This is a genomic window from Bradyrhizobium sp. 179 (genome assembly GCF_023073535.1).
Taxonomy (GTDB): domain Bacteria; phylum Pseudomonadota; class Alphaproteobacteria; order Rhizobiales; family Xanthobacteraceae; genus Bradyrhizobium.
Window position 1 is genome coordinate 17571 of record NZ_JADPJR010000136.1, and the last position, 12348, is coordinate 29918.

Genomic DNA, 12348 nt, shown 5'->3' on the forward strand with positions numbered 1-12348 from the left:
GGCGCGCTCCTACTGCTCTTGTTTTGGCTGCGGTGTGACCGCGTCGTTGCGGCCGCGCCATGGGGCCGGCGCCGCAGGCCGCAGGCTCGTGTAGGGCGCGATCGTCGACCGATAGCCGAGAGGCGCGACCTTGGCCGCGGGATCGGCAGGGTCCGCACTGGCGACGGGTATCGTTGCCGGCATGCAGCCGGACAACGCCAATGCGGCCAAGACCGGCGCCAAGGCCAGCAGCGGCCAATCGAATCGGAAGTGTCGTCCACGCGCAGCGAGTGCTGCGGCGGACTTCGCCCCGGAAAGCGTAAGCATGATTTATCCCTGATCTGTCGTAAGACCACACGCTCGCGCGGGGATGCGCGCGACCTGATGCCGTCGCGTCAGATCAGGCGATGGGAGGACGGTAGTGCAGGGGCGGCGCTGCGCTGTGCAGGATCGCCACGATCTCGGGCGCACAGGCGGAGACAGGCAGAAGCGGCTTGGCCACGCTGGGCAGATCGGCCGGCAGCGCGCTCACGCACATCATCGCGCAGCAGGGTCCGACTGTTCCCTTGCCGCCATGATCATGCGAGGCTGGCGCGTCCTGGTCGGCGGTCCGGTGATGCGTATGTGATCCGGCGTGGTGATCCGAGGTGCCGTCATGCGCGTGGCTGGCCGCCATCTGGTGATGCGCCGGCACGAGCTCAGCCAGCACGGCCTCATCGAGGCAGGGCGCCGGGCCATTGCTCCAGGCGAGGCCTGCTGCCGGCGCGACCACGCAGAACAGATAGGCCAAGGCAACGAAGCGCCCCAGCTTGATCCGCATCGATCGTGTCAATCGCAGCAACATCTTGCGTCGTTAAGTTCCCCGCGCGGCAGTGTTGCACACGCTGATTGCAAATTAATGGCAAAACGCGCCTTCGCCAAGCTCCTTCTTACCGCAGTGCACCGCGCATGCCCAATATCGCGCCACGATGCTTGACCATAAAGCATCCAGCGAACATGGTCCCGACCGTGCTTGCGCCAAATCACCCAGGACAGAGACCGGCCTCCTTCACGCCTGATTCCCGTCAGGCCTGGATGCGGCTCGCGACTGCGCTTGTGATCGGCTCGATCGGCGCCGTCGGCATGTGGGCGGTCGTGGTCGTGATTCCCGTGGTGCAGGCGGAATTCGGTGCCACACGCGGCGCGGTGTCGCTGGCCTTCACGCTGATGATGTTCGGTTTCGGGCTGGGCGGCGTGATCGCCGGCAAGATCACCGACCGGTTCGGCATCGTGCCCGCGATGGCAATCAGCATCGCCTTCCTCGGCGTCGCCAATGTGCTCGCGGGCTTATCAACTCAGCTCTGGCAGTTCGTGGCGGCGTATTTCCTGATCGGCCTTGGCACCTCCGCGACCTTCGCGCCGCTGATGGCGGAAGCCTCGCATTGGTTCGAGCGCTATCGTGGGCTGGCCGTGACCATCGTCGCCAGTGGCAATTATGTCGCCGGCACGATGTGGCCGCCGATCGTGAGCTGGGGCACACAGACTGCCGGCTGGCGCTACACCCATATCGGCATCGGTATCGTCTGCGCGAGCACGATGGCACTTCTGGTCCTCGTCCTCCGCGCGCAGATGAGCGACGATCATATCCGCGATCACGCCAATGCACCGCCGCCCCAGATCGATCTGAAGCTGTCGACCAACACACTGACGGTGCTGCTCTCGATTGCCAGCATCTCCTGCTGCGTCGCCATGGCGATGCCGCAGGTGCATATCGTCGCTTATTGCGGCGATCTTGGCTATGGCGTCGCGCGCGGCGCCGAGATGTTGTCGCTGATGATGGGCTGCGGCATCGTCAGCCGGATCGGCTCGGGCTATCTCGCCGACAAGATCGGCGGTATCCGCACGCTGCTGGTGGGATCGCTGGCGCAAGGCTTTGCGCTGGTATTCTATTTGTTTTTCGACAGCCTCACCTCGCTCTATCTCATCTCCGCGATGTTCGGCCTGTTCCAGGGTGGCATCGTGCCGAGCTATGCCATCATCGTGCGCGAGGCGATGCCGGCGAGCGAAGCCGCGACGCGCGTCGGCATCGTGATCTTTGCGTCCGTGTTCGGCATGTCCTTCGGCGGCTGGGTGTCGGGGGTCATCTTCGATGCCAGCGGCTCGTATGCCGCGGCGTTTGCGAACGGCGTGGCGTGGAACGCGCTGAACATCGGCATCGTCGTAGCGCTGCTGATTCGCGCGCGGATGAATGCGGTCAAGGCCGGCCCGGGCTTTGCGACTTAGGCCTCCTGTCCGGCTTTCAGCAGCGAGCCTCCGGTGATCTTGTAGCCGCCGTCGGCTATCGCTTGCGCTTCGCGCCCCGCTTCGCAGGTTTGGCGGCGGCGCGCGTCCTGGCTTTGGTGCCGGGCTGCACCCGCAGCCCGTCCACGAACACGTCGAGCATGCGCAGCACCGAGGACTGCCAGCCGGGCTGGTCGTGCATGTAGCACATGCCGATCAGGGCCCTGAGCAGGTCCTCCGGGCTGACATCGCCGCGCATCTGACCGGCTGCGACCGCGCGGTCGAGCAATGAGCCGATCGCCTTGGTCAGCCGCTCCATCGAGAAGGCGGCGAGCTCCGACGAGCTCTGATAGGTCAGCGCTAGCGCGGCCGACATGCCTTTCTTTGTGGCAACGAATTCGACGGCGGAGCGCAGCCACCGTCGCAGCGCGTCGACCGGATCGTTGGCGCTTCGCAGATGCTCGGCGAGCTCGCTGAGCTGCTCGACCTCGCGGCGGTAGACCGCCTCGAACAAATCCTCGCGTGTCGGGAAATGCCGGTAGAGCGTGCCGATGCCGACGCCGGCACGCTTTGCCACAGCTTCGAGGCTTGCCTCCGGGCCGCCCGCGCTGAACACGGCTTTCGCGGCTTCGAGCACGCGCTCGCGATTGCGCACGGCATCGGCGCGGGGCTTTCGGGTCTGGTCGGTCTGGTCGTCCATGCCGGCAGTGTAGATCACGAATTGGTTAGATTGAACCCTGGCTAGGATGCATCGCCTTGTTTGCGCACGGGCTTTGACGAATTCCAATATTTTCGCGGCGGCCCTTGTTAAGCGGAGGGTGCCTCCGTATCTTCCCTCGAGTGTTGGCCCCGGCTCCCGCCTGGCCGCTGCGTATCGGCCGCGGCCACGGCGGTGGCACGCTGCGCGATGACTCATGACCATATCTGATCGGAGCCTTGTATGAACCACTCCATCAGCCTCACCGTGAACGGTGCGCGGCGCGACTTCGTCCTCGACGACCCCCGCGTCACGCTGCTCGATCTTCTGCGTGAGCGCCTCCATCTGACCGGAACCAAGAAGGGATGCGACCGCGGCCAGTGCGGCGCCTGCACCATTCTCGCCGACGGCAAGCGCATCAATTCCTGCCTCGCGCTCGCCATCAGTCATGATGGCGCCGACATTCTCACCATTGAAGGCGTTGCGCGCGGCGACCAGCTTCATCCCGTGCAGGCCGCCTTCATCGCCCACGACGGCTTCCAGTGCGGCTTCTGCACACCCGGCCAGATCATGAGCGCCATCGGCATGATGAGTGAGGCGCAGCACGGCAACGAACCCGAGCGCATCCGCGAATGCATGAGCGGCAATCTGTGCCGCTGCGGCGCCTATGCCGGCATCGTCGATGCCGTGCTTGACGCGCAAGGACGCATGGACGAATCCAATCAGAGGCGCTCCGCATGAAACCGTTCGATTATGTCAGGCCCGGCACGGTTGCCGAGGCCATTGCCGCCGCGGCCCAGCCGGGCGCCGTCTATCTCGCCGCCGGCACCAATCTGCTCGATCTGATGAAGGGCGGCGTCAGCCGTCCGGATCGTCTCGTCGACGTCACGCATCTTGATGGACTCGATCGGATCGAACGTCTCGCCGACGGGTCGTTGCGCGTCGGCGCGCTCGTCAGCAACGCCGATCTCGCGCATGATTCCGAATTCGCGAGATCGTATCCCGCGGTCGCCGAAGCGCTCCTCTCCGGTGCATCCGCGCAACTGCGCAACGCAGCCACGGTCGGCGGCAATCTCTTGCAACGGACGCGCTGCGCGTATTTCTATGACACGGCGAGCCGTTGCAACAAGCGCGAGGCCGGCAGCGGCTGCGACGCCCGCGGCGGCGAGAACCGCAGTCATGCCGTGCTCGGCTGGACCGAGAGCTGCATCGCCACGCATCCGTCCGATTTCTGCGTCCCGCTGGTCGCACTCGACGCCGTTGTCGAGATCGAGGGTAGGACCGGCCGGCGCGAGATCGCGCTCGACGAACTGCACCGCCTGCCCGGCAACACCCCGGAGCGCGATACGGCGCTCGAACCCGGCGACCTCATCATTGCGGTGCGCCTGCCGCCTGCGGCGCGCAGCTTTGCCGCGCATGCGCGCTATCTCAAGGTTCGTGAGCGTACGTCTTATGCCTTTGCCGTGGTATCGGCCGCCGCCGCATTGCGGATCGAGAACGGCAAGATCGCCGAGGCACGGCTTGCACTTGGCAGCGTCGCGGCAAAGCCCTGGCGTGCCCGCGCCGCGGAGGACGTTCTCAGGAATGTCGCGCCCACGGTCGACGCCTTCCGGGACGCCGCCTGGCGCGCGCTCACTGATTCGAAGCCGTCCGGTGACAATGCTTACAAGATCGAGCTCGCGCGCCGAATTCTCGTGCGCGCGTTGACCCTGGCCGCGGCGGGCACGCCCGCGCGCCTGCCGGCACTGCCGGCCTCTCCCTTTGCCTCGACTTCCGGAGCCGTCCATGCCTGAGCTCAATCTCACGAGTGCGCCCGCCCATCTGCGCCACGGATCGAATATCGGCCAACCGCTGACGCGCCGTGACGGCGTCCTCAAGGTCACGGGGCGAGCGACCTATGCCGCCGACAATCATCCGCCCGGCATGCTGTTTGCGGTGATGGCCGTGGCCAGTATCGCGCGGGGTCACGTGACCTCGCTCGACGTCGCCGCCGCCAAGCGCCATCCCGGCGTCGTGGACGTCATGACCCCCGACCACAAGCCAGCGCTCGCGATCGACCCGGACATCAAGACCAACCCGTTCGTGTTCCGGATGGAGGTGTTGCAGAGCAATGAGGTCCGCTACGCGAACCAGCCGATCGCCGTCGTGATCGCGCAGACGCTGGAGGCCGCGACGGAAGGCGCGGCGCTGCTGGCACCGCGATACGAGACGCTGCCCCCGCTTGTCGGCCTCGACGCCGGCGAAAGCTTCGTGCCGCCGGTGGTCGGCGTCGGCAATCCCGCGGAGCATCACCAGGGCGATGTCGAGGCGGGCCTTGCCTCTGCCGAGAAGCAGATCGACGCGGTTTACGAGACGAGGCCGCAATATCACAACGCGATGGAGCCGCACGCGATCGTGGCGCATTGGGACGGCGATACACTCTCCATTGACACGCCGAGCCAGGCCATGGTGATGGCCCGCGCGCGCGTCGCCGAGCTGTTCGGCCTCGCGCCCGAGAAGATTCACATCCGCAGCCCCTTTCTCGGTGGCGGCTTCGGGTCGAAGGGATTCTTGACCGGTCCGCAGATCCTCGGCTTGATGGCTGCCAAGCTGGTCGGCAGGCCGGTCAAGCTCGTGCTGCGCCGTGAGCAGATGTATGGCCCGGTGGGCCACCGCGCGCCGACGCGTCAGCGGCTGCGCATCGGCGCGAACGGCGAGGGGCGCCTGACCGCGCTCGATCATCACGCCAGAACCGTATCGAGCACGTTCGATGATTTTTACGAGCCCGCGGCCGATGCCTCACACACGCTCTATGCAGCGCCTGCAATCCGCACCTCACATGACGCCGTCCGCGTCAACACCGGCACGCCGTTGTTCATGCGCGCGCCTGGCGAGGCGACGGGATCGATCGCGCTCGAAAGTGCGATCGACGAGATGGTATGGGCCTGCGGCATGGATCCGCTCGCCTTCCGCCTGAAGAACTATGCCGAGGTCGAGCCGATCACCGGAAAACCGTTCTCGTCCAAGGCGCTGCGCGCCTGCTACGAGCAGGGCGCGGCGCGGTTTGGCTGGGCGAAGCGTCCGCTGCAGCCGCGGCAGATGCGCGACGGTGCCGGCCTGCTGGTCGGCTGGGGCATGGGCACCGCGACCTTTCCGGCGCTGATGTTCCAGGCCGAAGCGCGCGCGGTGATCCGTCGTGACGGCTCCGGCGCCATGGAGATCGGCGCGCATGACATGGGGCAGGGCGCCTGGACCGCGCTGGCCCAGATCGCGGCCGACGAACTCGGGCTCGACATCGACCGCGTGGAATTCAAGGCCGGTACCTCGGACCTGCCCGACGGGGGCATCGCTGGTGGCTCGGCGCACACGGCGACCGCGGGTGCGGCGATCCACAGCGCCGGGGCGGCCGTGATTGCAAAGCTCGCCGATCTCGCCACGAATGACGAGCGCTCGCCACTGTTCGGCGCCGGCAATGCCGGCGTAGTTGCGCGCGACGGAAAGCTGTTTCGACGCGACGACGAAAGCCGCGGCGAGAGCTATGCCGAGATCCTGGCCCGCGCTGGCATCTCCGAGGTCGAGGCGCGCGGCACCGGCGCGCCGAACCCTGCAGCGATGGAGGAATACGCCATGCACGCCCACGGCGCAGTGTTCGCTGAGGTGAAGGTCGATCCCGAGCTCGGTCAGGTCCGGGTCACTCGCATGGTTGGCGCCTTCGCGGCGGGACGCATCGTCAATCCGCGGATGGTGCAGAGCCAGCTGTTCGGCGGCATGATCTGGGGTCTGTCCTTCGCGCTGCACGAGGAGGCCATCACCGACCGCCGCTCCGGTCGCATCATGAACGCCAATCTCGGCGAGTACCACATTCCCGTGAACGCCGACGTGCCGCCGCTCGACGTGATCACGGTCGAGGAGCATGACCCCCACGTCAATGCGCTGGGCATCAAGGGTGTCGGCGAGATCGGCATCACCGGCAGTGCCGGCGCGGTCGCCAACGCGGTCTGGCATGCGACCGGCGTGCGCGTCCGCCGCTTCCCGATCCGGATCGAGGAGTTGCTGACGCAGCGTTGAGGCTTCTTCTTGACCTCTCCCGCTTGCCCTACCAGATTCACACATCTCGAAAATGGAATCATCCTCAATGACTTAGCAAAAGCCAGGTTTTGGACGCTCACGCGCTGCAGAATCGAGACAAGTGACTCGGATGACTCACTTTTTGGGCTTAATCGGCGAATGGCTCCGACAGAGATGCGTGAATACGGTAGCCCGCTTGCCTGCGGGAGAGGGGGCGAACCGCCCGTATCAGAACGTCGGCGGCGTGCAGGCCGAGATCACTTCGCACGGCTTGCCGCCGACGCAGCGGAAGCGATGCGGGCGGCGGCTCTCGAAATAATAGGCATCGCCCGGGTTGAGGATGCGCCGCTCGTCCTCCACGGTGACTTCGAGCTTTCCGGAGATCACGATGCCGCCTTCCTCGCCGTCATGGACGAGGTGGACGCGCCCGGTGTCGCTGCCGGGCTCGTAGCGCTCCTTCAGGATCTGGAGGCTGCGGCCGAACAGATTGTCGCCGACTTGCCGGTAGGAGATCGGCTTCTTGCCGACCTCGGTCAGTTCCTCCGCGCGGTAGAAGATCTTGCGCCTCGACTCCGGCTCCAGCGCGAAGAACTCGGCGAGTCCCATCGGGATGCCGTCAAGGATGCGCTTGAGCGCGCCGACCGACGGGTTCATCTGGTTGGATTCGATCAGCGAAATCGTCGAATTGGTGACGCCGGCGCGTTTTGCCAGCTCACGCTGCGACAGCTTGTTGCGCGCCCGGATGAATCGCAGCCGTCCACCGATGTCGACGCTCATGCCTTGGTCCTTGCCTTGATCCGTGTTGCAAGTGTTGCGGATCGCGCAAATATGGACCGGCAGCTCCAGTTAAATCAATGGCTTGCAGCTGATCAGAAAAGGACTTGTTGCGCTTTGTAAGCCGTGGCTCTGCTGGCAAGTCAGCAAAGGAGCGCGGCCGTGACCCTTCATCAGATTCCGAACACTATCAAGACCGACTCGTTCTGGATGCCGTTCACGGCCAACCGTCAGTTCAAGAAGGCGCCCCGCCTGTTCTCCTCGGCCGAGGGCATGCACTACACCACCGTCGATGGCCGCAAGGTGATCGATGGCTCCGCCGGCCTGTGGTGCGTCAATGCTGGCCATGGCCGCAAGCAGATTGCGGCTGCGGTCGAGCGCCAGCTCATGACGCTGGACTTTGCGCCGTCGTTCCAGATGGGCCATCCGCTGGCGTTCGACTTCGCCGAGCGTCTCGCCGAGATCGCGCCGAAGGGCCTCGATCGGGTCTTCTTCACCAACTCCGGCTCCGAGTCGGTCGACACCGCGCTGAAGATCGCGCTGGCCTATCATCGCGCCAACGGTCAGGCGAGCCGCACCCGCCTGATCGGCCGCGAGCGCGGCTATCACGGCGTCGGCTTCGGCGGCACCTCGGTCGGCGGCATGGTCGCCAATCGCCGCGCCTTCGCCACCCTGCTGCCGGGCGTCGACCATATCCGTCACACCCACGATCTCACTCGCAATGCCTTCGCCAAGGATCAGCCTGAGCACGGCGCCGAGCTTGCTGACGATCTCGAGCGTCTTGTCGGCCTGCACGGTGCCGAGACGATCGCCGCCGTCATCGTCGAGCCGGTGCCGGGTTCGACCGCGGTGCTGCCGCCGCCGAAGGGCTATCTCCAGCGCCTGCGCGCAATCTGCGACAAGCACGGCATTCTCCTGATCTTCGACGAGGTCATCACTGGCTTCGGCCGGCTCGGCACGCCATTTGCCGCCAACTTCTTCGGCGTCACGCCGGACCTGATGACGACGGCCAAAGGCATCACCAACGGCACCATTCCCTGCGGCGCGGTGTTCGCGAGCCGCAAGGTACATGACGGCCTGATGGTCGGCCCCGAGAACCAGATGGAGCTGTTCCACGGCTACACCTATTCCGCGCATCCGACCGCCTGCGCCGCCGGCATCGCGACGCTCGACATCTACAAGGACGAAGGCCTGCTCACGCGCGGCGCGTCGATCGCCGAATATTGGCGCGATGCGCTGCATTCGCTCAGAGGCCTGCCGAACGTCGTCGACATCCGCAATTGCGGCCTGATGGGCGCGGTCGAGCTCGCGCCGCGCGACGGCGTCGTCGGCGCGCGCGGCTACGACGTGATGGTCGACTGCTTCAACACGGGGCTTTACCTGCGCATGAGCGGCGACAGCTTCGCGATGTCGCCGCCGCTCATCGTCGAGAAGAGCCACATCAACCAGATGGTCTCGATCCTCGGCGATGCCATCAAGAAGGTGGCCTAATAATTGCTCCTGCGGTTCACGGAGTTTCTTCTTGCAGCGGCGCGCGTGATGCCGCGGGAGTTTGACGAAGCGTGAAAGTCTTGATCCTCGGCAGCGGTGTCATCGGTGTCACCTCTGCCTACTATCTTGCGCGTGCCGGTCATGAGGTGACGGTCGTCGACCGCCAGCCGGAGCCGGCGCTGGAGACCTCTTTCGCCAATGCCGGCGAGGTGTCGCCCGGCTATTCTTCGCCCTGGGCCGGCCCAGGCGTGCCGGTGAAGGCGGTCAAGTGGCTGTTGATGAAGCACGGCCCGCTGGTGATCCGGCCGAAGCTCGATCCTGTCATGTGGGTCTGGCTGCTCAAGCTGCTGCGCAACTGCACCAGCGCGCGCTATGCGGTCAACAAGAGCCGGATGATTCCGATCGCGGAATACAGCCGCGATGCCTTGCGCGATCTGCGCCGCGACATCGGTATTCAGTATGACGAACGCTCGCGGGGAACGCTGCAACTGTTCCGCTATCAGGCGCAGCTCGATGGCACGGCTGAGGACATCACCGTGCTCAAGCAGTACGGCGTGCCGTTCGAGCTGCTGAGCCGCGAGGGCTGCATCGCGGTCGAGCCGGCGCTCGGCGGCGTGAAGGAGAAGTTCGTCGGCGGGCTTCGCTTGCCCCAGGACGAGACCGGCGACTGCCACATGTTCACGCAGGCGCTGGCCAAGCATGCCGAGGCGCTCGGCGTGCGCTTCATGTTCAACACGAGCATCGATCGCATCGTCACCGACGGGGCGCAGGTCAGCGGTGTCGCGACCAGTGCCGGCCTGTTGCAGGCAGACGCTTACGTCCTCGCGCTCGGAAGCTGGTCGTCGCGGCTCGTGGCCCGGCTCGGCATTTCGCTCCCGGTCTATCCGGTGAAGGGCTATTCGATCACGGTGCCGATCAAGGACGCCTCCGGCGCGCCGGAATCCACCGTGATGGACGAGAGCTACAAGGTCGCGATCACCCGCCTCGGCAATCGCATCCGCGTCGGCGGCACCGCGGAAATCTCCGGCTATTCGAGCAAGCTCTACGATGCACGCCGCGCTACGCTCGATCATTCGCTCACCGACCTGTTTCCACGCGGCGGCGATCTTGCCAAGGCGATCTTCTGGAGCGGCCTGCGCCCGATGACGCCGGACGGCCCGCCCGTGATTGGTCCGACGCAATACGCCAACCTCCATCTCAACACCGGCCACGGCACGCTCGGCTGGACCATGGCCTGCGGCTCGGGGCGCGTGCTCGCCGACATGCTGTCGGGCAGGAATCCAGACATCGACGTCAGCGCGCTGACGGTGGACCGGTACGCGCATCGGTTTGGCTAAAGCTCCATCCGCTCGTCATTGCGAGCGCAGCGAAGCAAATCCAGTATCTTTCCGCGGCGACACTCTGGATTGCTTCGTCGCAAGGGCTCCTCGCAATGACGATGTGGAGGCGGCGCGGCGCATTTCTCTCAACGCCGAGTGCGGCGAGAGAAGCGAAACACGGGGCTACCCTGCCCCCGTCACGCAATTCACCCACAGCACCACCGCCTTGGCATCCTGCGCAGGATTGGAAAACCGGTGCGGCCGCCGGCTCGCGAAGCGAAAGCTGTCGCCGGTCTTCAGCGACCACGTCTCGCTGTCTACCGTCAGCATCATCTCACCTTCGAGCACCAGCCCGGCCTCCTCGCCATCATGGGTGTAGAGTTCGTCGCCCGTCGAACCGCCGGGCTCCAGATGCACCAGGAACAAATTGAGCTTGTTGTCGGCACTCGCCGGACTCAGCAACTGCTTTGAGACGCCGCTGCGCCAGAGCTTCAGCTCGGGCCGCTGAAGCCCCCGCGTCACCACCTGGTCCGATGCGCCGTCGGCGCTGGGGCTCGCGCCGAACAATGCGGCGATGCCGACGCCGAACACGTCTGCGAGCGTCGCCAGCACGCGCAGCGAGGGTGACGACATGCCGCGCTCGATCTGGCTGAGGAAGCCGATCGAAAGTGAGGTGCGCGCCGCCACCGTCTCCAGCGAAAACTCCCTGACGCGCCGGAGATCCCTGATGCGGCGGCCAACCGCGACGTCCATCGCCGGCTCGGCGGGCTTGGTGATGGCCTTGAGGCTAGTCTTGGCCTTCACCTTCTTGGCCGACTTGGCGGCGGCCGGCTTGCGCATTCTTTTGCCACCGCTCACGTCAGACCGCTTCCTTCATGTGCATGAAAACCGCTTGCGCGCGCCGCGAAAGTGTGACCAAATTTTCATATCGGTGAAAATAGGCCGAAACGGCGTGGCCCGCAACGTCTGATCACAACATGCGCGAGCGCCGCCATCGGCCAGGCCCAAAGGGGGATGTGATGAAGCGTTTTGGTCTGGCCGCGGTCGCGGCATTGGCGATTGCAGCCGTGGCTCCGGCCTCGGGCCAGCAGGTGCTGAAAGTCGGTTCGACGCCGACAGGCATTCCCTTCACCTTCCTCGACACCAAGACCAATACCATTCAGGGCATCATGGTCGATCTGGTCACCGAGATCGGCAAGGATGCCGGTTTCAACGTACAGATCGAGCCGATGCAGTTCTCGGCGCTGATTCCGTCGCTGACCTCGAGCAAGATCGACATCATCGCCGCTGCGATGTTCATCACGCCCCCGCGCAAGGAGGTCGTCGACTTCTCCGACCCGATCTACACTTACGGCGAGGGCCTCGTCGTGCCGAAGAGCGACACCAAGGCCTATGCGTCTCAGGAAGATCTGAAGGGCGAGACCGTGGGCGCCCAGGTCGGCACCGCCTTCGTTGACGCGCTGAAGAAGTCCGGCCTGTTCGCCGAGGTCAAAGCCTACGACACCATTCCCGACATCCTGCGCGACGTGAACACGGGCCGCCTCAAGGCCGGCTATGCCGACTATCCGATCCTCGCCTACAATCTGAAACAGGGCGGCTTCCCCGAAGTGCGCCTGGTCGACGGCTACAAGGCCGTCACGGTCGGCTCGGTCGGCATTGGCGTGCGCAAGGGCGAGACCGCGCTGCTCGGCAAGATCAACGCATCGCTCGCGAAGCTCAAGGCCAACGGCACCATTGCCAAGATCCTGGATAAATGGGGTCTGAAGGCGCAAGGTTGATCGA

12 protein-coding genes are annotated in these 12348 nt (G+C 65.4%); 7 read left to right on the forward strand and 5 right to left on the reverse strand.

The genetic code is table 11. From position 1 onward, the window contains the following. Window positions 1-9: 9 nt before the first annotated feature. Together IVB12_RS31125 and IVB12_RS31130 are read right to left on the reverse strand one after the other, a co-directional pair. Entirely contained in the window at window positions 10-306 is a 297-nt protein-coding gene (locus IVB12_RS31125) for a hypothetical protein (protein WP_247304996.1), read from the reverse strand. Window positions 307-379: 73 nt separating this feature from the next. Then, on the reverse strand, window positions 380-799 hold the full coding sequence (locus tag IVB12_RS31130) for a hypothetical protein (RefSeq protein WP_247304999.1): 420 nt from the start codon (window positions 797-799) through the stop codon (window positions 380-382). A 176-nt stretch (window positions 800-975) separates the two neighbouring features. Here IVB12_RS31130 and IVB12_RS31135 point away from each other — a divergent pair, with 176 nt between their 5' ends. Beyond that, a complete protein-coding gene (locus tag IVB12_RS31135; RefSeq protein ID WP_247305001.1) occupies window positions 976-2241 on the forward strand; it encodes an MFS transporter in 1266 nt (421 codons plus the stop codon). A gap of 55 nt (window positions 2242-2296) precedes the next feature. On the opposite strand, the gene IVB12_RS31140 is transcribed toward IVB12_RS31135, so the two are convergent. Continuing rightward, window positions 2297-2938 (reverse strand): TetR/AcrR family transcriptional regulator, encoded by a 642-nt coding sequence (locus IVB12_RS31140; protein ID WP_247305630.1) that lies wholly within the window; start codon window positions 2936-2938, stop codon window positions 2297-2299. 240 nt (window positions 2939-3178) lie between these two features. On the opposite strand from IVB12_RS31140, the gene IVB12_RS31145 reads away from it, so the two are divergent. The 3 genes from IVB12_RS31145 to IVB12_RS31155 are packed head-to-tail and all read left to right on the forward strand — an operon-like array spanning window position 3179 to window position 6982. Then, entirely contained in the window at window positions 3179-3676 is a 498-nt protein-coding gene (locus IVB12_RS31145) for a 2Fe-2S iron-sulfur cluster-binding protein (RefSeq protein WP_247305002.1), read from the forward strand. Further along, on the forward strand, window positions 3673-4728 hold the full coding sequence (locus IVB12_RS31150; protein WP_247305004.1) for a xanthine dehydrogenase family protein subunit M: 1056 nt from the start codon (window positions 3673-3675) through the stop codon (window positions 4726-4728). The genes IVB12_RS31145 and IVB12_RS31150 overlap by 4 nt, the downstream gene beginning before the upstream one ends. Further along, window positions 4721-6982, forward strand: a complete 2262-nt coding sequence (locus IVB12_RS31155; protein WP_247305006.1) for a xanthine dehydrogenase family protein molybdopterin-binding subunit — start codon at window positions 4721-4723, stop codon at window positions 6980-6982. The genes IVB12_RS31150 and IVB12_RS31155 overlap by 8 nt, the downstream gene beginning before the upstream one ends. A 228-nt stretch (window positions 6983-7210) precedes the next feature. On the opposite strand, the gene IVB12_RS31160 is transcribed toward IVB12_RS31155, so the two are convergent. Beyond that, entirely contained in the window at window positions 7211-7759 is a 549-nt protein-coding gene (locus IVB12_RS31160; RefSeq protein ID WP_247280835.1) for a cupin domain-containing protein, read from the reverse strand. Window positions 7760-7918: 159 nt separating this feature from the next. On the opposite strand from IVB12_RS31160, the gene IVB12_RS31165 reads away from it, so the two are divergent. Continuing rightward, window positions 7919-9247, forward strand: a complete 1329-nt coding sequence (locus IVB12_RS31165) for an aspartate aminotransferase family protein (RefSeq protein WP_247305008.1) — start codon at window positions 7919-7921, stop codon at window positions 9245-9247. Between the two features lie 71 nt (window positions 9248-9318). After that, window positions 9319-10584 (forward strand): D-amino acid dehydrogenase, encoded by a 1266-nt coding sequence (locus IVB12_RS31170; RefSeq protein ID WP_247305010.1) that lies wholly within the window; start codon window positions 9319-9321, stop codon window positions 10582-10584. A 165-nt stretch (window positions 10585-10749) separates the two neighbouring features. Here the strand turns inward: IVB12_RS31170 and IVB12_RS31175 are convergent, their stop codons facing one another. After that, entirely contained in the window at window positions 10750-11406 is a 657-nt protein-coding gene (locus IVB12_RS31175) for an XRE family transcriptional regulator (RefSeq protein ID WP_247305011.1), read from the reverse strand. A gap of 179 nt (window positions 11407-11585) precedes the next feature. On the opposite strand from IVB12_RS31175, the gene IVB12_RS31180 reads away from it, so the two are divergent. Continuing rightward, window positions 11586-12344: an ABC transporter substrate-binding protein gene (locus IVB12_RS31180; RefSeq protein WP_247305013.1), complete on the forward strand. Its 759-nt coding sequence runs from the start codon at window positions 11586-11588 to the stop codon at window positions 12342-12344. Window positions 12345-12348 lie beyond the last annotated feature (4 nt).

Bases quoted from the DNA above. Each gene is read 5' to 3' on its own strand.
- IVB12_RS31125 (WP_247304996.1), bottom strand. From the start codon at position 306: ATGCTTACGCTTTCCGGGGCGAAGTCCGCCGCAGCACTCGCTGCGCGT.
- IVB12_RS31130 (WP_247304999.1), bottom strand. From the start codon at position 799: ATGCGGATCAAGCTGGGGCGCTTCGTTGCCTTGGCCTATCTGTTCTGC.
- IVB12_RS31135 (WP_247305001.1), top strand. From the start codon at position 976: ATGGTCCCGACCGTGCTTGCGCCAAATCACCCAGGACAGAGACCGGCC.
- IVB12_RS31140 (WP_247305630.1), bottom strand. From the start codon at position 2,938: ATGGACGACCAGACCGACCAGACCCGAAAGCCCCGCGCCGATGCCGTG.
- IVB12_RS31145 (WP_247305002.1), top strand. From the start codon at position 3,179: ATGAACCACTCCATCAGCCTCACCGTGAACGGTGCGCGGCGCGACTTC.
- IVB12_RS31150 (WP_247305004.1), top strand. From the start codon at position 3,673: ATGAAACCGTTCGATTATGTCAGGCCCGGCACGGTTGCCGAGGCCATT.
- IVB12_RS31155 (WP_247305006.1), top strand. From the start codon at position 4,721: ATGCCTGAGCTCAATCTCACGAGTGCGCCCGCCCATCTGCGCCACGGA.
- IVB12_RS31160 (WP_247280835.1), bottom strand. From the start codon at position 7,759: ATGAGCGTCGACATCGGTGGACGGCTGCGATTCATCCGGGCGCGCAAC.
- IVB12_RS31175 (WP_247305011.1), bottom strand. From the start codon at position 11,406: ATGCGCAAGCCGGCCGCCGCCAAGTCGGCCAAGAAGGTGAAGGCCAAG.
- IVB12_RS31180 (WP_247305013.1), top strand. From the start codon at position 11,586: ATGAAGCGTTTTGGTCTGGCCGCGGTCGCGGCATTGGCGATTGCAGCC.